Source organism: Methanosphaera sp. ISO3-F5 (genome assembly GCF_034480035.2).
GTDB lineage: Archaea > Methanobacteriota > Methanobacteria > Methanobacteriales > Methanobacteriaceae > Methanosphaera.
In genome coordinates this window covers 147,401-174,118 of record NZ_CP118754.2, presented here as the reverse complement: position 1 = coordinate 174,118, position 26,718 = coordinate 147,401, and the positions used below count along the sequence as shown (strand labels likewise).

Sequence of the window (26,718 nt, the reverse complement as noted above, 5' to 3'; positions counted from 1 at the left end):
TTTTATTCATTCCTTTAATAATTTTTTTTTGGTATAATGTGTAACCTATTTTTATGATGTATGTCATTATAATTATTTTAATTTAATAGCTTATATTTTAATTATACAGTATATTATATATTTAATAGATATATGAGTGGTTTATTATACTTATATTATAATAATAATACATTTATTAGTTATACTAAGTTTTTTATTGGTTTTAATCATTATTATTATATATATTAATATTATACTCCCACACCCATTAGTATTAATATGATAATTGTATTGTATTACCCATTTTATGCTTTATCATTCCTTCATCATACATCACGCAAATGTTATGATTCTCATACCTAATTTCTTTTAACATGTTTTGAATGATTCTATCATTACCTGAAATATTTCTCATCATATTCACCCCACTAATAATCTTATTAATTCATATTTACTCCTGTATTAACTCTTTCAATTATCTCTCCATCATATGTCACAGAAATTGTATGACTGTAATAACAAAAAAAATTTTTTACTAGGAAAGAGGAGCTAGGAAAAAAACTCCCCAATACTAGGAAAAAAATTATTCCACACAATCTTCGAGAATATCCTCCATAAATCCATCCATGCATAACCACCTTTTTAGTTGGATGACACTGACATTTAAGCGTTCAGCCTGGAAGATCAAGTCTTCCTCCTGAACATCCGGTAAAGTCCTTAATATGCTAACAGTTTTCAAATAATTTTCTGGACGAATGTTATCATTGTTTTCAATATTCATGATTTCATCCATAACATTAGCTAAAACTGCCCTTTCATTCTCCAACTGGGCCTCAAGTTCCCTAATGTTATTTTCTATTTTCACTTGTTTTTTCACAAGGACCTCCTTGTTAAGAAAATACATTCTTAATGCTTCATTAACGATTCTGCTCTTATTTTCTAATTCTTTTAAACTTTCTGCATTTTTTTCATCTAAATAAAATGTCATTCTTGGCATAAAATTTTTTCCTCCAAATATTTTTTTTCTTACAGTTACTACTTTGTCAGTAGTATCAATGTTTCCTGAAAATCATATTCCATTCCACAAATACATATCTGTAACAAGTATCAATGTTTCCTGAAAATCATATTCCATTCCACAAATACATATCTGTAACAAGTATCAATGTTTCCTGAAAATCATATTCCATTCCACAAATACATATCTGTAACAAGTATCAATGTTCTCTGAAAATCATAAAATTTCCATACTTGCAACTAACGATTACTGTATTGTTTGGAGAATTACCAGACTTTTTTTGAGTTAAACTTTGAATGTTTTATCAGCAATAAGACATATCAGGACTATTCACACTAGAGGAGAAAGAACAATGTTTAAAATAATGTTAGATTACACCTACCTTAAAGCACTAATCTTTAAAAACCATCCAAAACACGAACTAGCTCAAAAAATGGCAGAAAACATCAGAAATACAGCTCACTTATACCTACCACCATATACTTTAAACCACATCTTCGAAGACATAAACAATAAACGCGACGAAAAAACAAAAAAACTATTTGAAAACCTCTGTTCAACCACCCGAAACATAACACCCCTAAGTCGAAAAACACAAAAATCAGCATACAAACTATATGAAACCACCAACACACTAACATATGAAGAATGTATAACCATCACATTAATGTACCTATACAAAATAAGACACATCCTCTCATTTAATGAAAACTACGACAACATAAAAAAGATCAACCGACTATTCGACATAGACAAATACAACAAAAAACAATTAAACTACCATACATATACCTAAACACAGAAAAATATAAAAATATATATATAACCCAAATTACATAACACCAATTAAGTGGTATAAACGTTAGACATTCTGTTAAATCACGGAGCTAACGCTAATTCCACTGTTAAACATGTTTTCATGTTTGTTAATGCTATAATGAAAACAATGTTATTATACAACAAATGTATCTTATAACAGATACAAATGTTGGGATATATAGTACTATTATTAGTACTATTATCTCTAACATAGTAATCACCCCCTCTAAGACCATAGAAGAAAAAAAAATAAGCTTCCATGCATTATTCAACTGCTAAGTCACATTTATAATAGTATTATTTTTATTAAATATTTAAAACTTTTACATAGACTATAACTTATTTAAAGCGATAAATAAGAGCTAAATTATTTAATCTTCATTATACCTCAAAATCTATTTATAGTAAAATTATTAAATAAAAAATAAAATGATTAATTTATATGAGAAAAAAAGTTAATAGTATAACTATATATACCAGAGGTTACATAATATCATGTAACGTGGTATAAAAGTTAGGCATTCTGTTAAATCATGGAGCTAACGCTAATTCCACTGTTAAACATGTTTTCATGTTTGTTAATGGTTAAATGAAAACAATGTTATTATACAACAAATGTATCTTATAACAGATACAAATGTTGGGATATATAGTACTATTATTAGTACTATTATCTCTAACATGTGATCACCTCCCACAAGATCATAGAAGAAAAAAAATAAGCTTCCATGCAACATTCAACTACTGGGCCATATTTAAAGTGGAAAACCAGGCTATTTTTATTACATGACACAGATGCCATAATAATAAATTAAAAAAATATTTTAATAGGAAATATATGTTATCTCCTGAAAAAAAATATTATTCTAACAATACACTACTTTCCCAGTTAGTTGCATCTTTTAGGATAATGGTACAATTAACCACCATTTATAAAGTTTTAGGAGTTATTTAGTAATTTAAGCTGTTTTAAGAACATTTTTATAAAAAGTTCTTCGTTATGCGCAGATATAACGAAACAGAAAAAAAATGATGATAGAACAAAACAGTTATTGTTAAAATTTAAGATGTTGTAAAATTGTATAGGCTTTTTTTGCGACAAATTTTTTACAAGTTTCTAATTTTTTTTCTTAATTTAAACTTGTAATTTACATAATAAAACTTATATTTTAGATTAAATCTTATATTGAATTCTATTATTAATTTTTATATTAATCTAAATTAAAATTAGCGTTAAATATACATTTAAAAAGAGAATATAAAATGTTAGTTAATGAATTAATGGTCAAACTTTCTTAACGCATAAGTTATTAATATCAACGTAGTTTTTATTGAAGATTATTTTAAATTTATTAAAGAGGAATTGGGATTTAAGCATTTACACAAATATACATTCCGATTCAATGCATAAAACCACTTCATTGATTGTACTATTGTCAGGCATAATCATAAAACTGTGTGTCAATACAAAAGTAGACTTCCAAAAGCTTTCTGAAAGTAAATATTTCTAGAACCCATAATATTATTTATATGCTTGATTGTATTAGGTATTTAAGTAGGGTAGATATTAAAAAGTCTCCTTTTTAAGAAATTCTTTAATGTTTAAATGTATGATACCATCTTCTGAAAAATCAAATGTATCATTTGAAATAATATATTTTTGGAAATTATCTTTGATTTTCTTCAAGGGTTTAAATTCTCTCTCACGTGTTTTGTCATCTTGAAGGCTTGTTGATACTTGTACGTATATTTTTTTCTTAAATTTTCGTGCAATAAAATCCACTTCTAAATTATTTACTTCACCTACAGTTACGGCATAGCCACGTCTTCTTAATTCATTATATACAATTGTTTCCAGTATTTGACCATAGTTACGTTTATTTTCATTAAGTAATGTGTAAAAGCCTAAGTCTACAACATAATATTTTTCTAAAAATTTCAGTTTTTTCTTTCCGATAATATCCTCTCGTTTACATTTTGATATAATCATAGATTTTTGTATATTATCATTATAATTTATTAAAGTTTTTACAGATATATCACTAGATTCACCTTTAATGTACTTATTGTCTTCCTTAAGATATTTTGAAATTGAATTAGCAGAATACATTTGTCCTGTATTACTTATAAGGAAATCTAATAATCTTTCCAATAAATCAAAATCTCTTATATTGCTTCTTTCAAGTATATCATGTAATACTATTGAATCATAAGTGGATTTTAAATAATTTTGTTTGGATTCATTTTCATTATACTGTAATAATCCCGGAAATCCACCATATTCCATGTATTCCTCAAATAATTTGCTTTCTAATTCTAATGTAACCTTTTTTTCCAATATTTTTTCATTGTATTCCATAATCTCCTTGAATGAAAATGGGAACAATTCTAGTGTCACATATCTTCCACTTAAATTTGTTGCTAATTCTCCAGATAACATTTTAGAATTTGAACCTGTAATATAAATATCACAGTTATAGTCAACAAGATAGGAGGCTATACTTTCTTCCCATCCGGACACTCGTTGAATTTCATCAAAAAGTAAGTATACTTTTTTATTGTTTTGTGGTATTATTGATTTGACTATTTCATCCAATTGAGTATCTATTCTAACTTTACGGTATTGTCCTGATTCAAATGATATAAAAATAATATTATCGTCATGTATCTGCCTATCTTTTAACTCTTCCATTATTGATTTTAAAAAATAGGTCTTTCCTGAACGACGAACACCGGTAATAAGTTTTATTTCATTCGTATCCATAAGCCTTTTAATTTTATCCAGGTAATAATGACGTTTTAGCATGAATTTTCACTTCCAGATAATGTAATTATAATAATTTCATGTAGTAAAAGAAATAAAATTTAATTTTTTATAATTTTTATGTATTATAATATATAAATCCTATATAATAGTTGTGTAGTATATATATAATTAATTATTTTAGATAATTTATGTAATATACAACATAAAATAACATATCATAGAAAAATAAGACTAAACTCCAATAAAGAACCTAATTTTATCAAAAATTACATATAGAAGAATTAAATTTATTATTTTAGAATATTAATAGCATAAATCAATAAAAAATTAAAAATGAGAATCAAAATAGAATTTTAGTCAAAAGTCAAAATATGATAAAAAAATTCACATCTATTCACATATTATAAAAGATATATAATACTTATTCCATAGAAAGAATTTTTTCCAAATATTTTCTAATTTCAGGAACATACTCCTGAATAATTTCCCAAATAATAACATCTACAATATTTCATAAAGAATTACTTTCGTTTTTTTATTTTCATTTCGTGATGTATCTTTCTGTTGTAACTAGTTGATCATACCAATTTGATGGAGCTATATCTTTTCTATGAATCTTTTTCTAACATCAGTTTCACTTAATGTTGGATCAAACATAAACATAACCATCACCCCATTATTATCCTGTAAGATTATATGTTTTGATTTCTTTAACTTTTTTAAACCATCCATCAAAGCTAACTATGTAATCTAAGTTGTATTGTTTGTAAAATAGTATTAATGAACAATCGATAAAGCTTAAATGGAATGTTTTCTGGTTGTACTTTTCAAATAAGTTCATTACTTGTGCATTGAAATTATGTGTGTCCTGTTCATTGATTATAGTGAAATTATCTAACATAAAGTAATATGCTTTTTTTGTAAGCTCTATATCTTTAGTTCTCATAGAAACTATTGTTATGACTTCATTAAGTACGTAGTTTGTAATATAACAATCGTGTTCTTCAATTATATGTTTATTTTTCTTTGCTATGTTGTATGCATCTTCATTTTTACGGAATAATGCAACAATGAATGATACATCCACTAATAGTTTGCTCATTCGTATATACTCCTTTTAAGTTCTACAGAACTTTTAGTACCATCATCATCCATCATACCGAGTACATCATCCACTTTTACTTTTTTTCTAAATTTTATTTGTGGTTCACCTTTATCATTTATTCCCCATTCTATAACCGTTTCTTTATCAATATGAAATTTTTCTCTCATTTCTTTTGGTATAGCAGTTTGATAATTGTTGTATACTTTGGTATTTGCTAACACTTCCATTAACTACACTTCCTATACTTTTTTATATATAATATCTAATTTCATTTATCTGTTAAATAATTTTTCCCTAAAAAAATAATTTATCTGTTAATTTCCCTTATTAAGTTTAAAATATGAAAAAACCATGTAAAGTAATTATAATAATTAATTCAACAATAATCACTACTTATATTCGTAACCTACAACCAAAAAAAAGAAACAATATCAAAATCAGCACAATACGAAGACAAATTAATAAACCAAAAACAATTCAGTGGGATGAGAAGATTAAACCCGAAATCAAATCAAAAGAAGTACAATACTAAATCACAAAGAAAATGGAAACAAATTATATATATATTCATAAAATGATGATGAAAGAAAGAATTCTATTACTAGGACAAGTAATACCAAAAAGATTTAATGGAAATTCTATTTTTTTTCAATTTACTAATGCTATATGCCATTATTTCTCTCATATTTCTAAAAATTTAATTACAAGAATTTTTAACCATGCTTGAATATTACTTCAAATATTATCATAATAAACGACGAAGAAGTGGAAAATTGGTGAGGAAAAATAACAAAGAATGATATTGATAAGATATTATAAAAAATAATAGTAAGAAAGAGAAATAAAAAGATAAAACACTGAAATTACGTGAAAATTAAACAAAATAATAAAAATATACTATTAACGAATATCTATTGTAATTATACTATTGATAGAAAAAAGATTAATAATATTAAAAATAACCTTAAGTTTCATAATTATGTTTAATGATATTTTTATTTAGGTAATAGGAATGTAAGATGACAAATATCACCTTGAAGTTATATTTTCATCTTACATACAATTATTAATATATATTCTATTAGATATTTTGTTAAATATAATAAATGTATTAAAACTAAACTCATTTATTTTTTTCTAAAACATCTAATAAATGTTTTCGCCATTCTGCAAAATCATACCATGCACAACCAATACAACCTAATTCTGCAGCTTTTCCTTTTTTAGGTATATCTTCATCCCAATTCACATCCCCTCTATAGAAATAATGAATATCAAAAGCAAAACTTCTTTTTCCTGATTGATAACATTGCTTACATACAGTCTTTTTTTCTCTGTATTACTTCTTTATTCAATAATTGAAATTTACTTTTAATTTCTTCATCACTCATCGTATCAAGATTTTCAGATATTGTATTCTCATCCCAACGAATTTCAGGAAAGTTATAATCAGGAAAACAATCTGGAGATTCTTTATCTTCATAAATATCAATATACCCTAATACAGCAATTATTCTTTTTCTTATCTTAGGAGTTAATGTTTTAACTCTTAATTTAACAGTTGATGAATTTGTAACTTTATCACTTCCAATTTCCTTTTTATAAAAATTTGTTTCCTTTTGGTTTTTAAGTAGAATACCAGAACCATTCATTAATTTCACCACTTAATTAATTTTTTTAATTTTAAGGATACCTGATGATTTTCTATGATGATTAGTATAATATTCCCCTTCCATACTTTTTAAATCATCAGAAATGAATAAACTACATGTACCTTCATGATTTCTCAATTCTTGATTATCTATACCTTTAGTTTCATTTAAATAAATATAATCTATCCTTAATTTATCTTCATTATCCATAAATAAACATTTGGTTTTTGAATAAGCTGTATCTGTAGTTAAAATCATGATTATTTCAGACCACGTTTGTATTATTTCAACATTTACTGTAATTGGAGCAAACTCATTATTATTTATTGTTCCTTTCCATTTTCCAGATATATTTGGATGTTTGTTAAATATTCCAAAAATTTTAGATTTCCATAGTTTTTCATTATATAAATAGTAAATTAATTTATATGAAGCAAAGTAAGTCAATAAAAAAATAATTGCTATCATCCAATCATTTATTAAGTCACTTAAACAAGTAACCACATAATTCATGATTAAATCAAAAAATCCAGATAATATTAATATTACAGTTAATATATCCTTTTTGTTATCCGGTTTTACTGTGTATGAATGCATATTATCACATATAACCATATATTTCTTCTAAAAATTTCTGTAATTCGAATTTTTTTAAATAATCACCTTCAATAATTGTTTCTTCTTCATCAGGAGTAAGCATTTCAGAATAATTTTCATAAGTATTTAAATAATCTAGTATTGATGTAAATCTTTCTAAAAGATTACTCTCTTTAAAATAATTATCTGGAACATTATAAAGGACTGATTCAATAATGTGGGAAGACAAATTCATATATTTTTCCGATGAATTTGTATTTATATAATTAAAAATATTTTTAAATATTCTAACCATAGATTTATAATTCTTATTTGTCTCAGTATTTTTAGAGGATAACTTTTCTTTGTAAAGTTTAGGAAAACTTATTGTTTTTGGATTTGATGGGATATAAATTCCTTCAATATAGTTAGGATATTCAGTAAATTTCTTATAACTACTACAAACTACAATATCTGCATTTATAGCTGTTCCTTCTGTAATTTTAAAACATTTATTTTTCTCAATGAATGTATAATTAGATTCATTTAATAATGTTCTAACTTGATTTTTATAATAGTTAATATCCTGTTTAGCATTAGAATAACGATTATGAAAATCGTTTTGTACTTCTGATGAAAATTCATTTATATTATGGCTAAATATTGATGTGAATTCTAGAATAATATCTACATCACTATCACCACGAATATTTGTATGATTTGCATAAGACCCTTGTAGATAAATGTCTAGATTTGCTTCTAAATTATTATTAAAGAAATTTTTTAGAATTTGGTATGTATTTTTTGAATTAATTAATGAACCTGGATTGGAATATGTTTCTAATTGTTGTTTATTGAGTTTAATATTATCATCTCCATAAAAAAATTAATGAATATTATCCTTTAATATTTCTTGATCATCTTCCTATTGTAAGTATTTGAAGCTCGAATTTTCCCATCACGTCTATGTACAATAACTTCTGTATCTTCATGTGTAATTGCTTTTGTTCTTGCAGCATCTATTGCTTCTTGTTGTGTTTCAAATAATGCTGTAACTCTTTGATTTCCACTAATGATATTTGTCCATTTATTTTCTCTTGGAGTTACATGGATTTGTCTTTGTTTAACTATTATTTCACCACCCTTGAATTTGTACTAATAATATAAAATATAATAAAAAAAAATATTACTTATTATTTTTTTCATACTTTATAATTAATATTACGATTAAGTATTATATAAATCTTTTTACAAAGTAATATTAATAAAGTATGTTGAGATGATATTATGGACGAGGGTATAGGTGATAGATTAAAATTTTTACGAAAAAAATATAATTTTACCCAAAAAGATATTGGGGATTTTTTAGATATTAGTCAAAGTTTATTAGCTAAAGTTGAATCTAACGAAAGAAATCTAAAATTATCAAAAATAACTAAATTATGTGATTTATATGATGTATCTGAAGAATATATCTTATATGGTGAAGGAGAACAAACTTCCAATATTCTAGCATTTAGAAAAGACAATAAAGCAATAGATTTAAAGACGATTGCCCGTATGAATAAAATAATGAATAATTTAAAAGAAATGAAAAAAATATATGAGGAGCATTATCAAGATGATTAATTCTACTTATTATTGGAATATGAATGATGAAGCTAATAAATTGAGACGCAAATGGTATATTGATGAATATGTTCCTATAGATATTTTTTCAATTATAAAAAATAAAATACCTAATTTAACTATGGTTTTTATGGATATGGGAGATAAAATTAGTGGAGCTTCAAGTGAATTTGAAGGATATACTATAATTTTTCTTAATTCTCAACAAACATATGGCAGACAACGTTTTAGTTTAGCACATGAACTATATCATTTATTAGTTGAAAAACATTCAGATAAAGAAGAAAATAAACAAGTAATTACATGTATGGAAAATAGCAACGAAAAAATTGAAAAACAAGCCGATGAATTTGCATCTTGTTTACTTCTACCACACAACGCATTAAAATATTATGAAGAGTTTAATGGTATCCAAAAAAATGAAGATTGGACAATAGAAAAAATTATAGATGCAGAACAATATTTTCAAATTAGTCATCATGCTTTAATGTGGAGATTAAGAAATTTAAATATGATAACTTATGAATTTTATCAAAAATATAAAAGTAATCCTGTAAAAAAAGCTCGAAAAATGGGTTATAACACTAAATTATATGAATCATACACAGGTAAAGAAGAAACTACTGATGGAATGTATATTTACTTACTTAATAAATTATATGATGATAACATAATTTCTATTGAAGAAAAAAATAAATATATAACTGATGCTTTTTGTGATTAAATAAAGGTGAAGAATAATGAAAAAATTAGATAAAATAATTAAGAACCTTGGAAAATTAGAGGGTACTCATGAATTTAGCTTATCAGAGATTTTATCTGATAAATTTATTGTCGAAAACACCAAATTTTCTTCATTTGATGATTTGGTTGAACAATCAGGATTAGAGTTTAATGTGGAAACCTATGAGGAATTATATAACAATAAAGAGTTAAATGAATTTATTTCCTTAAATACTAAATTTAACAGTTTATTTGGAATGGTTGAAGTGGCTTCCACTGAATTTATGAAAAACGAAATTTTAGAAAAATAATGTTACAGTAAATTTAATTAATCGTAATTTTTCTTTTTTTATATTATTCTTTAATTAGTGAACTACAACATTTTTCACACCCAATTTGTAGCATATTTCCTGTTTGTAGTACTTTCATGGTTTTTTGTGCTACTGTCCTTTTGTGCTACGAAATATTTTTTTTACTCATTATATGTGGATATAAGAAAAGAAAAAATATTCTGAATTTGTAAATTATAGATTGAAAAGTGAAAAAATATAGATTAACAAGAAATATTAGAATAATTATTGATAATTTCATATTTTAAGAAGTACAGAACAATAAAAAACACACACAAACAAATGAAAAACAGGTATATATCCTTAAAACTAAAAAAAAAACAAAATAAATCACATGAATAACTATTAAGAGTAACTCATAGATTTAGTATCATGAAAAAATTGTAACACAAAAATGAACTATCAGTATATTCGGAATATTTTTTTTTAATAAAAACAATAATTCATCTTATGAATTTCAATAAACTCATTTTTCAAAAGATTATTGATTATTAAATTATAGTTATTTTTTTAAAATATTGAATTTTAATGGCATATTTAACACTTAATTAGTCATGAACAATGATAAGGGATTACCCTAAAATTTATTTATTAAATTAATTAAATATATTATTATATTTTTTTCAAATAATTGTGAGTTAAAAACCATGTATAATGTTAAGTGGGATGAAAAAATAAATGGTATTTTATTAACTGATGAAGTTACTGAATTGCCATCACCACGACCAGTTTATTATGAAGAATTAGATCTTCTAGGTTTTAATGAGTTTTGGTCATATCCAAAAAGTGAAAAACCTTTATTATGGTCAGTCGGAAGAAAATATTTTTATAAAGGATTTCCAGTTGCTAGTACTAAAGGGGGGAATGCTTTAAAGTTACCCACTTTAAATATAGAAGATTCTTTTGAAAATCTAAAAATTAAAGAAGTTAATATTGAAAAAGTTATTAAAAAAAATGAGGATGCATTATTTGTTCTTGAGAATGATGCAATAGATTTTATCGAAAATGTATGTAAAAAATATGATAAATATCCATTGTCTGTATCATTTAGTGGAGGTAAAGATTCACAAGTAGTTCTTAATCTCATTACTCGTGTCATACACTCAGATAATATAGATATTATTTTTTCAGATACAACTTTAGAACACGAATATACATATCAAACAGTTGAAAGAACTATTGATTGTTATAAAGAAAAATATCCTGATTTAAAATTTAATAAGGCTAATCCTATTAAGCATTCAAAACTTTTTTTCGAAGATATGGGTTTACCAAGTAGATTTCACAGGTGGTGTACACCAGTACTTAAAACAGCACCTTATAATAATTTAATTAATAAATTAATTGGAACTAACACTAAGATAGTAGTTTTTGAGGGTGTTAGGGCTGAAGAAAGTCCACAACGTAGTAAATATAAACAAATAGCTGATGGAGTTAAAAATCCTGTTATTGTTAATGCAAGACCTATATTGTATTGGAATTATACAGAGGTATTTTTATATAATTTTTATAAAAATTTGCCTATTAACCCTTTATATAGATATGGTCTTACACGTGTGGGTTGTGAATTATGCCCTTATTCGTCAGAATGGTCAGAATGTATAACTTCTCATATTAATCCAAAATTTAAAGAAGAATATATTCCTTTAATTAAGGAATATGCTAAAAATAGAGGATTATTTGATGAGAAAGATTTAAACAAGTTTGTATCTGAAGGGCAATGGAAAAAAAGAGCTGGTGGGAAAGGAATAATTTCTGATTCATCTATTAATTTTACTCAAACACTAAAAAATTTCAAATCTATATCTATTAAACCAAATGAAAATTTTTTAGAATGGGTTAAAGTACTTGGTAATGTTAACTATTATCAAAAAAAAGATATTATTAAAGGAGAATTATATATTGATGGAATTTTTGTTCCTTTTTCATTAACTAAAAAGGATAATAAAGAAATTATCGAGTTTTATGATATTTTAGGTGATGTCAAACTTCAAAACAAATTGAAAAAAATATTGCAAAAATCTACATTTTGTGTTCATTGTGGTGTTTGTGATGTTCAATGTCCAGAAAATGCAATAAAAACTACTTCAAAACTACATATTGATTCAAATACATGTATTCACTGTGAACGATGCATAAATTTCACACGTTATGGCTGTTACCGTGCAAAATCTATTGATAGTGGATTGGGGGAAAATAGAATGAATAAAAAAACTACTGGAATTGATAAATATTCAACATTTGGGTTAAGAGAAGAGTGGTTAGAGGAATTTTTTTATTTTGGTGATGATTGGCTAGAAAACAATAATTTAGGACCTAAACAAGTTCCTGCATTATTAAATTGGTTATCTGAAGCAAATTTGATTAATCGAAAAACTAAAAAAATGACTCAATTAGCTAAAGATTTAAAAATTATATATGAAAATGAACCATTGTTTGTTTGGACTATAATCTGGATTAATTTATATTATAATTCTAAAGTTGTTAAATGGTATTGTGATACAATTGATTGGGGTACAAAAATATCAAAACAGGATTTATTAGAAAATATAATGCAATCATTTCCTAATTTAAGTAAAGGAACTTTAAACAATGCAATAAGTGCAATGATAAATATGTTTGATAATTCACCATTAGGTGAAACTTTTAATTTAGGTTCTCTTGAAAAAAAAGGTCGTGCAGTTAAATTTATTAATAAAGATTTTATTACTGATGAATTGGATATGATGGCTGTAGCTTATTCTTTATTTAAAATCAGCGAATATAACTCAAATTATGATTTAACAGTTACAGAATTATATGATGAAAACTTTGAAGGTGGACCCTATAAACAATTTGGAATTTCACAAAAAGATTTCGAACGAATTTTAAGGGGATTAAAAGAAAGAAAACACAATATATTGAAGGTAGATTTAGTTGCAGATTTAGATAATATCTTTTTAAATGAGGATATTTCTACTAATGATTTAATCAAATTTAAAAGGGATGATTATTATGAAATATAATAAAATTATTCATATAAATGAAAATTTTGTTCCAGTTTTCGATTTAGAAAATGAAGAAGAAAATTATTGGTCTTTATTTATACCAAATGAAAATTTTAGACATATTTTAAGATCTGTATTAAATTCTTTAAATATTAAAAATCCAAAGAATCCTGTTTGGTTACAAGGAACTTATGGGACTGGAAAAAGTCATGCTACTTCAGTAATTAAACATTTATTATGTGATGAGGTTTTATCGAATTCTTTTAATTTAGAAGATGAACAGTTAACAGCTAAGCTAAAAAGTTTCAGAGATAAAAATAAAGTATTTCCAGTAATAATTAAAGGTACTTCTACAATAGGAGACTCACGAAGGTTTACATTCACACTTCAAAGTGCTGTAAAAAAAGCTCTAAAAGAAAAAGATATGAATATAAGCATTCCTTCTGAATATGAAAACATGATTTCCATATTAAAGGAAGGGGGCTATGAGTTTCTAAGAGATGAAGATTTGAAAGGAACAACTTTAGAAGCTTATGGAAAAGATGAAATAATTTACAGGTTAGAAAATGAAGAGTCTGATATCTTATTAGAACTTGAAAATATTTTCATGAAAAAAAATTTAAGTCCAGTTACACAAGAAACTATTCATCAATGGTTAATTAATGTAAAAGATGAATTAAAAAATAAATATGATTATGATTATTTAATAATATTTTGGGATGAATTTACTGGTGCTTTAAATCTGCCTAACGTGGATGATATATTGTTACAAATTCAAAATATTGCTGAATCTAAAAATAAGGGTATATCTTTATTTATTGTTTCACATAGAACACGTACAAATCAAACTAATATCAATCAAGAATATATCGATAAAGTATTGGATAGATTTGAACCAATATATTATTCAATGGAATCCGTTGCAACTTACGAACTAATGGCAAGTAGTATTAATAGAGATACTGGTTGGGAAAAAGAAAAAAATAGGTTCATGGGACAATTACATCCTTTGATTGAAAAAATAAGTGCAAATGATAGTCCTAAAGTAAAAAAAGCACTTGAAGAATTATATCCAATTCATCCGTATACCGCACGTTTAGCCACAGCTATTGCAGAACATATTGGTTCATCAGAAAGAAGCATTTTTAAATTTTTACATGATGATCAAGAATTTGGATTTAAAAATTTTATTAATACTGTTGATATAGATGACAGATATTTCTTAACTGCAGAGTATTTATGGGATTTTTTTATTGATGATTTTATCAAAATTAATGATGAAAAAGTAAATAGTGCAATACAGAAATATAATATGTATCATTCTAGTCTTGAAAAAAAAGGAATTGAATATGTGACAATATTTAAAGTCATCCTTCTGTTAAATATATTATTTAAAATGGTTGATTCTAGTGGAGAATCCTTGTTAATACCATCAAGTGAAAATATTTTCAATGTTTATGTAGGTAGTATATATGAATCTAAAGTTGAAACAGTTTTAGATTATATTGATAAAAATAGAATCATTAATAAAAATCCAGAGAATATTTTTGAGTTAACAACAAATTCTTTACCTTCAGATCAAATTGATAAAGAAAAAAATAAAATAAAAAATGGTCTTAAATTAACTGATTTATTAGATTCTAAACAAAAAAATAATATTATAACTTTTGTAAGTAAAAAGTTAAATCGTGAAATGAATATGGAATTCATTGATGCGAATATTCGTGAAAACAACTTAATAGCAAGGTTAGAAAAAAATAAAGGAAATCCGGCATATTTGCAAATGTACTTATTCTTATGTCAAAATGCAAAAGAGTTTGATTCTATTAAAAAGAATATAAAATCAATTGCTGATAAAGGTTTATTAGATAATAAACTTATGATAATTTCAAAAGCAAGTTTTGATGTTGAATATTTGAATAAATATTTAGATTATAAAGCAAATTCAATAGTAGCCAAAAAACATAACTATGTAGAAGAATCTGCTCGTGATGAAAAATATGCTAAAAAAATTATTGATTCATGGGTAAATGATATTAAACGAAAATATGTTGAATATTATTTAAATGATATTCATGAAACAATATTATTCCCTGAGTTTATAGACAAGACTAATAGAAGTTTATCTAAGAAAATATTTAGTTATGGTTTAGAAAATATTGATGGTACAATTATAAATAGTAATTTATGGAGTAATTCCAAAGCAAAAGTCCTTTCAGAGAAATATATAACTTCAAAAAGTTATATAGAATTACGTGATTCATTAAACGGACTTGATAAAAAATCTACTGAAATTTTTTATGACAATAATATGAATCTTATAATAGATTCTAAATTTAATTTAGTTGATACAGTACCAGATAATCATCCTATCAAAATTTTACAAGATTTTGTTGATAAAAAATTACTTGAAGCACAAATTAATGGAAAATTTAATATAGGTGATGTATTAAAACCTTTAACTAAAACACCATATGGTTATTATCCTAATATACTTAATATTGCTGCAATTAGTTTCGTGTTAAGAAAATACGTGAATAAATTATATGATTCTAATGGACAACCAATTAATGAGACAAAAATGAAAAATAAAATTATTCCATTATTTAATTATTGGGAAAAAGGTAAAAATGAACAGGACTTATATGTTCGTTTTGGTTCAGAAGATGAAAAAAGATTGATAGATTTATTAAATGATGTATTTAATTTAGAATTAGATGTTGAAACACAATCAATAAGTAATGTTAGATGGGCAATTAAAGAATGGATAAAAAATAACAAAACTCCTCTTTGGTTGTTTGAATATTCAAATAATATAAATGAGGAATCAATAAATGCTTTAAAAGCTTTAAATGATTTATTAAAACCAGATGATTTAAATATTCCTGATAATCTTATTCAATCTTGTTATAATAGTTTAACACCAGTTAAATTTGATTTTAAGATATTCCTTAAGAGCGATAAGAATCAATTATTTGAAAAATTAATTCTTGAGATTGATGAGGAAGTAAATAAGGAAAAAATTCCTGATATAATAAAGTATATTATACAAAAAATGCCAGAAGAAGTTAATAACTGGAAAAAAGAAATTGTTATCACTGAAATTAGTAAATGGATAACTCAAGATTTAAGAAAACAAACTGATGTTAATGTGGATAAACCTGATAATTCAGAAGTACCTGCTGATGTTAGTGTAAGTAAGTCTGATAAATCAGAAGTACCTGCTGATGTTAGTGTAAGTAAGTCTGATAAATCAGAAGTACCTGCTGATGTTAGTGTAAGTAAGTCTGATAAATCAGAAGTACCTGCTGATGTTAGTGTAAGTAAGTCTGATAAATCAGAAGTACCTGCTGATGTTAGTGTAAGTAAGTCTGATAATTCAGAAGTATCTGCTGATAGTGTGGATAAGCCCGTTAAAACAGATATTAATACTCCTACAGAACCTGTAAAAGATATTTTAACTAAAGTTAGAAATATGGATGCTAATAAACTAAAAAGTATTCTTATTCAAGCATTAGAAGAGCATCATGAAATCCAAACTGTTCTTGATAACTATCTGGAGAAATGATATTATGGATTCAGAAAATATTTTTGAATATTCTAATTTAAATGATTTAAAAGAATCAGTTAAACTAGATTTAGAAGAATTTAACATTTCTTCTTCTCGTTTTCCTGTTAGATTTATTTTTTTAAATTCTTATGAAGAATTGAAAAATGTTGTTGAAATTTTGTCTGAAAATGCCACTAAAATAGAACTTAGTTCTTTTTTATTTTCTGAAAATAGTTGGTTTACAAATAGTGAGTTGATTAAAAAAATTAAAGAAATTAATGAAACTTCAGTAATAGTTCCCCTATCAGAATATATTAGATTTTTGGATGATGTTAGTTTTAATGAGATTTTTTCTTTATTGGCAGGTATTGAAAATACTAATATAAAATTATACATTCCATTAGTTGGATTATGGGAACGATTTAATGATGTTTTTTGGAATAATTTTTATAGAAAAAATAATTGGGCACCAATTTGGAAATTGAAATCTAATGCCAAACAAATTTGTATATATCAAATTGATGGATTTGATTTTAAAGATAATTTTGAAACTAATACTCTTTTATTGATTTCTAATACAAAACAATGGTTTGAATTGTGGAAGAAAGATAATGTTATGAAGATAATATCATTACCAAAACCTTTGTCTGTATATTTTGAAAATAGCTTACCGGATAAGACTTTCATGAGAGAAGTTATAACAACTCCTAAAGAATATTTATCTAAAATATTTGATATTAATTTAAATATAAATTATAACCCTAATGAAAAAGAATATTGGGAGTATTTATTAACAGATATTAGTAAAAAAAATCAAAAAAATATGTCTTTAAAAGATATATTTATAGAAAAATTTAATATTAATAATATTGCTAATTTAGAGTTAAAAGATTATTTGAATTATTATTTAGTTAGTAAAAATATTGATTGTTTTGATAAAGAGTACAGATATAAAAAATGGATTGTTAAAAATTTTTTCATTAATTCAGATAGTTTCAAAGATTCTTATCTTGCACATTGTTTAAGGAAAACAAATAATTTAGATAATATATCTTTAACTGTAAAAATATTTTTAGAAATTTTTAATTTAGAATATTCAGACAAATATTTAGAGGAAAGAAGATATTTGCTTAAAATTTTAAATCAAAAAGAATTTACTTTTCCTGAACAAGAGTTTGAAGAAAACTTTAATAAAATAACAAATATGAATTATAATTATCAACTAAATTATTTAACAAATACAACTTTTATAGAAAAAGAGAAAATAATTAATATAATGCAATCCAATAGAGAAGAATTTAATTTTATTACTTCAAAGTTGAAAGTTATATTTCCTGAATTATATAACTATTTAAATTGGAATTATTATTTGGATAATATTTCAGAATGGGTACTGAATTATTTTAAAGAATATAATAAGTGTAAAATATTAAACTCTAAAAGTGATAAATTAAAAACTTTGTTAGATGAACTAAATAGTAGTCCAAATAATTTTTATAAATGGTATTATGATTTATATAATAATCAAGAAATCGAATTAAATGATGATACATATGTTCTTTGGATTGATGCATTAGGAGTTGAATGGTTACCTTTATTTACTTATTTCTTGAATAATTATTTGCCAAAAAGTAATAAACAAATTAAATCAACATCAATACGTTCAGTAAATTTACCTAGTGCTACAGAATTCAATAAAATTGATTGTGATAAGAAAATATCCTATCTTGATAATTATATTCATAATAACCATTATGGATATCCAAAATCATTGATTGAAGAAATAGAAATAATTAGAGAAATTGCTAAAGAAATAGCTAACATAAATTCTTCAAAAGTTTTAATATATTCTGATCATGGATTTAGTTTTTTATGTAATAAAAAATTAGGAAATTCAAAAAAATATAATTTTGAAGGTTCTAGTCATGAGGGACGTTATCTTAAAATAACAAATCAAGAAATTTATGATACTGAAGATTATATGGTAACTGGAACTGAAAGTGATATTGATGAAAAATATAAATATCTTTTAACTTTAAAACATGTATCATTAAATAATACTCCTTCTCATGAGGTTCATGGTGGAGGTACTCCAGAAGAAGTATTAGTACCTTGCATACTAATTGAAGCGGATGATTTTTCAAACATTATTTATGATGTAATATGTGAAATTTCTGAAATTAATGTGTCACTTGAAAATAGAATACCTATAAAAATTTATCCAGAACCTAAGAATATGCCTTCTGCAATTTATAATGATGAAAAATTAAATGTTCTTAAAGAAGACAATTTTTATGTAATTGAGGTAAATCAAAGTTTAAGTAAAGGAAAACAGACAATTATTATTAAAATTAATAAGCAAGTAGAAGAAATAGAAATTAATATTAAGAAAGGTGGAATGGAGGAAGAAGAATATGACTTTGGATGGGAAAATTAAAAATATATTTTCTGAGGAATCTGTTTATAAAAATCCAGAGAAGTACAGTATTTTTTCTGGTTATAGCATCCCCTCTTTTGTAAAAGATTGGTTAATAAAACGATATTCTGATGATAATGATGATTTAGATGAATATGGTCTTAAAAATTTCATTGAAAACAACATGGCTTATAAAGACAGACAGATTAAAGGTACTTTGATGACTGAACATAGAAATCTAACATTACTTGCTAGGATTATCGTTGAGCCTGATGTTAAAGCAGGTATTTTAAGATTTTCTATACCTGATGCAGGTTTGAAAATGAATGAATGTCGTATTCCTGAATATGTAGCAAAGAACCATCATGAATTACGTGGTGGTGAAATATGGGGTATTGTTACTTTAAGTTATCTCGTACCAGAATCAAATGAAAAAGGAGTAATTGAATTAACAAAATTTAAATCTTTCAAACCATATACTGTTGATTTTGAATATTTTGCATCTAGACGAAAACAATTTACATTGATTGAATGGATTGATTTTTTAATTAGATCTATGGAATATAATCCAGAAGGTTTTGAATCTTTTACACAAAAATTAAGATTTATTTCCCGGTTATTAGTTTTTGTTGAGCCAAATCTCAATATGATGGAATTAGCTCCTAAAGGAACTGGAAAATCTTATGTGTTTTCTAATTTAAGTAAATATGGTTGGGTTGTTAGTGGAGGAACAGTTACAAGAGCTAAATTATTATATGATATAGCTCGTGAAAGTCCAGGATTACTTCAACAGTATCAATTTTTAGCTTTAGATGAAATCGAAACAATTAAATTTCAAGACGAAAATGAGTTGCGAGGTGCATTAAAAAATTATTTAGAATCAGGTTCATTTACAGTTGCTAAGTATAAAGGCGATTCTAATTGTGGTTTGATGGTTCTAGGTAACATACCCCTAGACGAAAATAGAAGACCTAAAAGTAAACAGTATTTTGCTAAATTACATAAGTTTTTCATGGATCCTGCATTACTTGATAGATTTCATGGTTTTATCGAAGGATGGTATCTTCCACGAATGAAAGAAGAATTAAAAATTAATGGTTACGGTTTAAATGTTGAATATTTCTCCGAAATATTAAATGAAATGAGAAGTATTCCTCATTTTGAACAAATTACACGTCAAATGATAGAGGTTCCACCTAAATCTGATACTCGTGATACCAAAGCAATAATTAAAATTACTACAGCTTATCTAAAATTATTATTCCCTCATGCACGTACTATTGATGATGTTTCTTCTGAAGATTTTGAGGAATATTGTTTAAAACCAGCAATAGAGATGAGAGGTATAATTAAATATCAAATAAGTTTAATTGATGATGAATTTACTGATAAGTTGCCTAATATTAAATTAAGATAGATAACAAGAACATTTTCTAAAATTATTTATTACTTTCATTGGTTTATAATTTGTTCATTTGGGTTTTAATTTTTCCTAATTTTACATTATATTCCAACTTTCTATTTTTTTATTATAAATTTACACATAATTCACAATTTTCACCAACATATCAAAACTTCTCAAATTTCACGCTATCTTATTCAATATTATTTTTTAATTTAGTTGTATTCTTTGAAATAAAAGGAGTTTTTTATAGTTTAAGTTATGGTTTAAATTTTAGAACATTTTGTTTTGTTATATGTGGAAAAAATGAAGAATAAGTATAAAAAAATAATAAAAAGGATATTGTAATTTTTTTTGGCGAACACCCATGTAAATAAAAAAAAAACATTCAGAATATTAAATTTTTAATGATTAAATTAAAATAATATATATAAAAATATCAAAACATTAAATAAGAATTATTAGTTAATGAATTCTTCAATATGAATAACGAGGTTGATTATTATGGGATATGAGAAAAAAAGTATCAAAGATATATTGGATTATATTAATCGAGGTGAAATATATCTTCCAGCTATTCAGCGAAAATATGTATGGACTGATGATCAGATTACAAGATTGTTGGACTCAATTATGTTAGGATATCCAATTGGTACATTTTTGTTTTGGAAAGTAAAGAAAGCAATTATAAATGATAAAGAGTATTCAATGTATGAATTTATAAAAGATTATCATGATAGAGATATGAATAATAATCCACCAGCACCACAACCATTTCCCAATCCGGGTGATGAAACTATGTGGGCAGTTTTAGATGGGCAACAGAGACTTACATCATTATATATTGCTCTTCAAGGGAGTATGAGTAGAAAACTTCCTAGAAAACGATGGAATAACGATGATGCTTTTCCAAAAAAAGAATTATATTTTGATTTAAGTAGTGAAAAGATTGATGATGAGGACATCACTTATACTTTTAAATTTTTAACTGTTGAAGATGTTAAAAAGAATAAAGATAATAGAATATGGTATAAAGTAAAGGATATTCTTAAATATTCAACTGAAGATTTGGCAGAAGTGATACTTAACAGTGACTTTGCAACAAATGAAGTTGCTAGAAAAAATTTGTCTCGATTACATACAAGATTAGTTCGTGATGATATAATAAATTATTTTGAAGTTGTAAATGATTCTATTGATAGTGTTTTAGATATTTTTGTAAGGGTAAATTCAGGAGGAACTGTACTATCAAAGACTGATTTGTTATTTTCAACTATTGTTTCTCATTGGGATGATGCTAGAGATAAGATTGATGATTTGCTTTCTGAAATTAATGGAATAGGGAAAGGATTCAAATTTTCTAATGATTTTATAATGCGCACATGCCTTTATCTATTAGATATGTCAGTGACATTAAAAGTAGAAACTTTCAAAAAGGATAGTGTACTGAAAATTAAAGATAATTGGGAAAATATTAGTAATTCCATTAAAAACACCGTGAAATTGTTAAACGAATTTGGATTTAATTCAGAGAATATGATTTCTTATGGTGCAGTAATTCCTATGGTTTATTATATATATAATGGTGGAGATTTTAAAGAAAACAGTAATAAAAACGAGTTAAGAAAATATATAGTCATAGCACAATTAAAACAGATTTTTGGTACAGCATCTCTAGATTCGTTGAAAAAAATAAGGGATGCATTAAAAAAAGCACCAAATGATTCCTTTAGTATGTCATATTTTAATCATGTTAAATTTACTGGTGATAGAACACTCGTTTACACTTCAGATGAAATTGATTCAATGTTTGATACATACGAAATGGGTTCATATACTTTCATGATTTTATCTCTATTGTACCCTGAATTGAATTATGATGAAATTGAATTCCATCAAGATCATATGCATCCACACACAAATTTTGAAGAAGAAAATCTTAATGACTTAATTCTTCCAGACAATAATGTGATTGATGAGAATACAAAAGAAGAATGGAAGAGACGTAGAGACACATTGGCAAATTTACAGTTGTTAGAAGGAAGAAAAAACGAACATAAAAATTCAATGCCACTTACAGATTGGCTTGACGAATATGGTAAAGAAAAAGTGAAATATCTTCCAGAGAATATATCATATGAACTTTCTAATTTCGAAGAGTTTATGACAAAACGACAAGAATTAATGAGCAAAGAATTAAAAAAATTATTATTATGATAAGAATTATTATGCTTAAAATACACGTGGATTTTAATTATAAATAGTTTCTATCTTCTTTTTCTTTTTATTAAAATATTGGTTTACTAATATTAGTATAATACGATTTCTATGTGCCATTATATTTTCCATAATTATTTGTAACATATTATAACTTTGTAGTACTTTTTTTATGGCTTATTTTATGCCATATTTCTTTTTGTTATATAATTTTCTCATTTTTTTTTCTTCATCTATGTGACTAAATGAATAATATTTTTTAATTTTTTTCCTTCTTTATACACAATATAACGAAACATAAAAAAACCAAAAATATTATTACACTAAAGCATATAGAAGATGAATAAATATGCAAAACATTAAAAGAATGTTCTTTGTATTAGCACTTGTTATGTTACTTGCAACAGTTGGTGCTGTACATACAGCAGATGATGCTGATAGTACAATTGCTACAGATACTAGTGTAAGTGATGTTGCAACAGTTAGTAATACTGCTGGTGATAATGTAGGGGTAAAACCTGTGCAAACTACAAGCAATGATAATAAAGTTGATACAAAAACAATAGAAAAAGAAGATAAACAAATAAAATCTGATAAATCATGTGTTGAAGTGAGTGTTTCGAAATAATAATTGTCTTTAATATATTTGATTTCCATAATTTATGATATGCAATACCATTATTAAAATTTTACTACATAAGTAATAATCATGAGACTTCGCATCAATGTTGTCAGTTCAATAAATTCAATAATATAATAACTTCTACCGAGTAGAGAGGGTGTGCGACAACTCTCAGACATAACTAATTTTTTTTATACTTTAAATCTTTCTATTTTTATTATAATTCAGTGATTTTAATTATTTTTTTTATATATTTTCTGTATTAATTTTTATTTTTAAAAAATAGAATATAATATTAAAATTGAATTAAAGTACCCATAACAATTATCCTAAAACACAATAATTGTCACACACTCTCACAAAACAAGAAAACAGATGTAACTCGTCCTGATTGTATTAAATAAGGATTTCTGCAGATTTCCACTGATTATAAGAAAATTAAAAATCTTTTAATTTAATAATGATTTTTCCTTGAGCATTATTGCTTTCCATTAGTTCATGTGCTTTGCTAATATCCTCTAAACTATTGTATACTCTGGATATTTGTGGTTTAATATTGTTATTTATTATATATTCAAATATGTTATCTATAATTTCCTGATTTGGGTAATTGCTGAAAAATGAGGTTAAATATTTTGCATTAGGAACATCTTTAATTGGATCAAAATTTTCAATTAACTCTTTGTTTCCAAGGATTCCTGTTACACAACAAATTCCATGCTTTTTTAATGCTTTAAATGAGTCATTTAATGTTTGTGGACCAACCAATTCTAAAATCTTATCCACACCTTCCAAATAAATTTCTTTCACTTTTTCTGATATGTTACCATCATCAATTACCACATAATCTGCACCTAAACTGGATAACTTATTTATTCTTTCATTATTTCTTGTTGTGGCTATAATTTTACATCCATATGCTCTTGCTAATTTTAGTGCTGCTATTCCTGTTGCACTTGTAGCTCCACGTATTAATAAAGTATCATGGGAGGATAATTGTAAGCATTCAAATAATGAAGCATAAGCTGTAAAATATGTTTCTGGCATGCTTGCAATTTCTTCAGTACTTAATTTATTCATAACATTATCTGATATTTTGAACGTGTTTTTTATGGGTAGTAATGCATATTCCTGATAACTGCCATTAAAGCTTCTTCCCATTCCACCCATTAGGGAAATAACTTTATCACCTACATTAAAATTAGTGTCGGAAGATTTTACTACTGTGCCAACACATTCAATTCCTGGTACTACTGGTAGTTTAATATAATCCTCTTCTGCTTCATATTGTCTTAAAATTATTTCTGAACGATTTATTCCAAAAGCATTTATTTGTACTAATAAGTAACCTTCCTTTAATGTTGGTTTTTTGATGTTAACTACTTTTAATTCATCTGCATTGCAACATTTTTCTAATAGTACTGCTTTCATCTTTTATCATACTTCCTTCCAGCATTGTGGGTCTGCTGAGTACATGTTATGTGTTGTTCCATAACTTACTGCTGGACATCCTCTGCAAAATCTTAATAATTCACATTTACTGCATTTTTCAAACTTTTCATATTGCCTGTAATGATTCATTTGTTCTCCAAAGAATATGTCATATATTTCTTCATCTAATGCATTACCTACTTTACTTTCCATTCTCCGACAGGCATATACATCTCCATTAGGCAATATTGTTATATGTGAATTTCCACAGTTACACCCATCATATATAAAATCTTCCTCTAAATCAGAGGGTATTGTGAAGAGGCCTTTTTCGTAGAGGAATAATGTCCATAGATGATCTTTAAGGTTAAAATTGGTATCTGATTTTTCATATTTTTTAAATTTTTCCCAGCATGTTTCTAGTAGGTTATGATATTCTTCTGGTGTCATTTGTGAACTTTTTTCTATGCTTGTTGGACAGTATCTTGCAAAAGAGAATAAATCTGCACCATGCTCTACGACTGTGTCGATAATCTCGGGTATTTCATTGATGTTAATCTTTGAAACTGTGGTCATAATGTTTGCATGTATCCCCGCATTTTTTAGACAAGATATTTTTTCTAGTGTTGTGTTATATGAGCCTTCTTTCTGAAGTAGTCATGTGTTTCTTTTAATCCATCTAAGGATAATTGATAAAATTTGCACCCGTATGAATGTAATTTCTGGCAAACTGTGTCATTTAAATGAAATGGATTGCCCAGTATTCCAAAAGGAATGTTGTTTTCCTTGAATAGTCCTAGAATTTTCCAGAAGTCGGGATGTAGTATTGGGTCGCCGCCTGTTAATATAAAGTATGCTTTTCTACCTGTTTTTTCACACATCCTTATACAATTTTGGAATACTTTTTCTATTATAGTATAACTCATTGTTATAATTGGTTTATTGTTTTCTTCTGAGAATATATAACAGTGCTTGCATCGTTGGTCACAATCATCTGTTATATGCCATTGGGAAGCAAAAAATTCTGTCATAAATAATCACATCAAAAAAAAAGATAATTTTGTAAAAAAAAATAGTGTTTTTATTATAATTGTCTTGTGATTATAATCTTTCACTGCCACATGGAACTGTGATTTCTGTACCACAAGCAGAAGAAACAACCTCACTACCACAAGCAGTACTTACTTCACCACCACAAGCAGAAGAAACAACCTCACTACCACAAGCAGTACTTACTTCACCACCACAAGCAGAAGAAACAATTTCTGTACCACAAGCAGTTTGAACTGTCTGATAATTATTTGCTATTTTTGAAACATTGAAACTTGTTTTTTCATTCCATGAATTTAATTTATACATTGTCTAAATTCCTCCTATGAACTATATAATTATATAGTTTTAATTTATACTATACATTTCATATATATAATAATTAAAGTAACCAAATGGTTACTTAAACAACATATACCTAGAAC

24 protein-coding genes are annotated in these 26,718 nt (G+C 25.5%); 11 read left to right on the top strand and 13 right to left on the bottom strand.

All coding sequences use genetic code 11. The features are described from left to right. Window positions 1-562: 562 nt before the first annotated feature. The gene (locus tag PXD04_RS23390) at window positions 563-976 is read right to left on the bottom strand and encodes a hypothetical protein (protein ID WP_323737517.1); all 414 of its coding nucleotides are present in this window, start codon (window positions 974-976) and stop codon (window positions 563-565) included. A gap of 373 nt (window positions 977-1,349) precedes the next feature. On the opposite strand from PXD04_RS23390, the gene PXD04_RS23385 reads away from it, so the two are divergent. Continuing rightward, a complete protein-coding gene (locus PXD04_RS23385) occupies window positions 1,350-1,793 on the top strand; it encodes a hypothetical protein (protein WP_323737516.1) in 444 nt (147 codons plus the stop codon). Window positions 1,794-3,383: 1,590 nt separating this feature from the next. Here PXD04_RS23385 and PXD04_RS23380 read toward each other — a convergent pair. The 3 genes from PXD04_RS23380 to PXD04_RS23370 form a co-directional block, all read right to left on the bottom strand. Beyond that, the gene (locus tag PXD04_RS23380) at window positions 3,384-4,622 is read right to left on the bottom strand and encodes an ATP-binding protein (RefSeq protein ID WP_323737515.1); all 1,239 of its coding nucleotides are present in this window, start codon (window positions 4,620-4,622) and stop codon (window positions 3,384-3,386) included. A gap of 640 nt (window positions 4,623-5,262) precedes the next feature. Beyond that, the gene (locus PXD04_RS23375; protein WP_323737514.1) at window positions 5,263-5,685 is read right to left on the bottom strand and encodes a type II toxin-antitoxin system VapC family toxin; all 423 of its coding nucleotides are present in this window, start codon (window positions 5,683-5,685) and stop codon (window positions 5,263-5,265) included. Further along, entirely contained in the window at window positions 5,682-5,915 is a 234-nt protein-coding gene (locus PXD04_RS23370; protein ID WP_323737513.1) for a hypothetical protein, read from the bottom strand. Before PXD04_RS23370 ends, PXD04_RS23375 begins: the two co-directional genes overlap by 4 nt. A 168-nt stretch (window positions 5,916-6,083) precedes the next feature. Between PXD04_RS23370 and PXD04_RS23365 the strand changes: the two genes are divergently transcribed. After that, entirely contained in the window at window positions 6,084-6,266 is a 183-nt protein-coding gene (locus PXD04_RS23365) for a hypothetical protein (RefSeq protein ID WP_409988298.1), read from the top strand. A 545-nt stretch (window positions 6,267-6,811) separates the two neighbouring features. On the opposite strand, the gene PXD04_RS23360 is transcribed toward PXD04_RS23365, so the two are convergent. From PXD04_RS23360 to PXD04_RS23340, 5 genes are all read right to left on the bottom strand, one after another. Further along, window positions 6,812-6,937, bottom strand: a complete 126-nt coding sequence (locus tag PXD04_RS23360; protein ID WP_323737511.1) for a hypothetical protein — start codon at window positions 6,935-6,937, stop codon at window positions 6,812-6,814. A gap of 64 nt (window positions 6,938-7,001) precedes the next feature. Then, on the bottom strand, window positions 7,002-7,340 hold the full coding sequence (locus tag PXD04_RS23355) for a hypothetical protein (RefSeq protein ID WP_323737510.1): 339 nt from the start codon (window positions 7,338-7,340) through the stop codon (window positions 7,002-7,004). Between the two features lie 12 nt (window positions 7,341-7,352). After that, window positions 7,353-7,955 carry a hypothetical protein gene (locus PXD04_RS23350; protein WP_323737509.1) on the bottom strand — a complete coding sequence of 201 codons (603 nt, stop codon included), beginning with the start codon at window positions 7,953-7,955 and terminating at the stop codon, window positions 7,353-7,355. Further along, a complete protein-coding gene (locus PXD04_RS23345) occupies window positions 7,942-8,232 on the bottom strand; it encodes a hypothetical protein (RefSeq protein ID WP_323737508.1) in 291 nt (96 codons plus the stop codon). Before PXD04_RS23345 ends, PXD04_RS23350 begins: the two co-directional genes overlap by 14 nt. A gap of 587 nt (window positions 8,233-8,819) precedes the next feature. Further along, complete coding sequence (locus tag PXD04_RS23340; protein WP_323737631.1) at window positions 8,820-9,029, bottom strand: DUF2188 domain-containing protein; 210 nt, start codon at window positions 9,027-9,029, stop codon at window positions 8,820-8,822. Between the two features lie 174 nt (window positions 9,030-9,203). Between PXD04_RS23340 and PXD04_RS23335 the strand changes: the two genes are divergently transcribed. From PXD04_RS23335 to PXD04_RS23295, 9 genes are all read left to right on the top strand, one after another. Continuing rightward, window positions 9,204-9,545, top strand: coding sequence for a helix-turn-helix transcriptional regulator (locus tag PXD04_RS23335; RefSeq protein ID WP_323737507.1), 342 nt, complete (start codon window positions 9,204-9,206; stop codon window positions 9,543-9,545). After that, window positions 9,538-10,269, top strand: coding sequence for an ImmA/IrrE family metallo-endopeptidase (locus PXD04_RS23330; RefSeq protein ID WP_323737506.1), 732 nt, complete (start codon window positions 9,538-9,540; stop codon window positions 10,267-10,269). Before PXD04_RS23335 ends, PXD04_RS23330 begins: the two co-directional genes overlap by 8 nt. Before the next feature lie 16 nt (window positions 10,270-10,285). Then, the gene (locus PXD04_RS23325; RefSeq protein WP_323737505.1) at window positions 10,286-10,579 is read left to right on the top strand and encodes a hypothetical protein; all 294 of its coding nucleotides are present in this window, start codon (window positions 10,286-10,288) and stop codon (window positions 10,577-10,579) included. Between the two features lie 686 nt (window positions 10,580-11,265). Further along, complete coding sequence (locus tag PXD04_RS23320) at window positions 11,266-13,623, top strand: phosphoadenosine phosphosulfate reductase family protein (protein WP_323737504.1); 2,358 nt, start codon at window positions 11,266-11,268, stop codon at window positions 13,621-13,623. After that, window positions 13,613-17,173 (top strand): hypothetical protein, encoded by a 3,561-nt coding sequence (locus PXD04_RS23315; protein WP_323737503.1) that lies wholly within the window; start codon window positions 13,613-13,615, stop codon window positions 17,171-17,173. The genes PXD04_RS23320 and PXD04_RS23315 overlap by 11 nt, the downstream gene beginning before the upstream one ends. 4 nt (window positions 17,174-17,177) lie before the next feature. After that, entirely contained in the window at window positions 17,178-19,592 is a 2,415-nt protein-coding gene (gene pglZ / locus PXD04_RS23310) for a BREX-4 system phosphatase PglZ (RefSeq protein ID WP_323737502.1), read from the top strand. Beyond that, window positions 19,570-20,988: a BREX system Lon protease-like protein BrxL gene (gene brxL / locus PXD04_RS23305; RefSeq protein WP_323737501.1), complete on the top strand. Its 1,419-nt coding sequence runs from the start codon at window positions 19,570-19,572 to the stop codon at window positions 20,986-20,988. Before pglZ ends, brxL begins: the two co-directional genes overlap by 23 nt. 489 nt (window positions 20,989-21,477) lie before the next feature. Beyond that, window positions 21,478-23,190, top strand: a complete 1,713-nt coding sequence (locus tag PXD04_RS23300) for a DUF262 domain-containing protein (RefSeq protein ID WP_323737628.1) — start codon at window positions 21,478-21,480, stop codon at window positions 23,188-23,190. Window positions 23,191-23,539: 349 nt separating this feature from the next. After that, on the top strand, window positions 23,540-23,818 hold the full coding sequence (locus tag PXD04_RS23295) for a hypothetical protein (protein ID WP_323737627.1): 279 nt from the start codon (window positions 23,540-23,542) through the stop codon (window positions 23,816-23,818). 432 nt (window positions 23,819-24,250) lie between these two features. Here the strand turns inward: PXD04_RS23295 and PXD04_RS23290 are convergent, their stop codons facing one another. The 4 genes from PXD04_RS23290 to PXD04_RS23275 form a co-directional block, all read right to left on the bottom strand. Then, on the bottom strand, window positions 24,251-25,243 hold the full coding sequence (locus tag PXD04_RS23290) for a zinc-binding dehydrogenase (protein WP_323737626.1): 993 nt from the start codon (window positions 25,241-25,243) through the stop codon (window positions 24,251-24,253). A 6-nt stretch (window positions 25,244-25,249) separates the two neighbouring features. After that, on the bottom strand, window positions 25,250-25,819 hold the full coding sequence (locus PXD04_RS23285; RefSeq protein ID WP_323737625.1) for an SPASM domain-containing protein: 570 nt from the start codon (window positions 25,817-25,819) through the stop codon (window positions 25,250-25,252). A 44-nt stretch (window positions 25,820-25,863) separates the two neighbouring features. Continuing rightward, on the bottom strand, window positions 25,864-26,274 hold the full coding sequence (locus PXD04_RS23280) for a radical SAM protein (RefSeq protein WP_323737624.1): 411 nt from the start codon (window positions 26,272-26,274) through the stop codon (window positions 25,864-25,866). Between the two features lie 70 nt (window positions 26,275-26,344). Then, window positions 26,345-26,602 (bottom strand): hypothetical protein, encoded by a 258-nt coding sequence (locus PXD04_RS23275; RefSeq protein ID WP_323737623.1) that lies wholly within the window; start codon window positions 26,600-26,602, stop codon window positions 26,345-26,347. Between the last annotated feature and the right edge of the window lie 116 nt (window positions 26,603-26,718).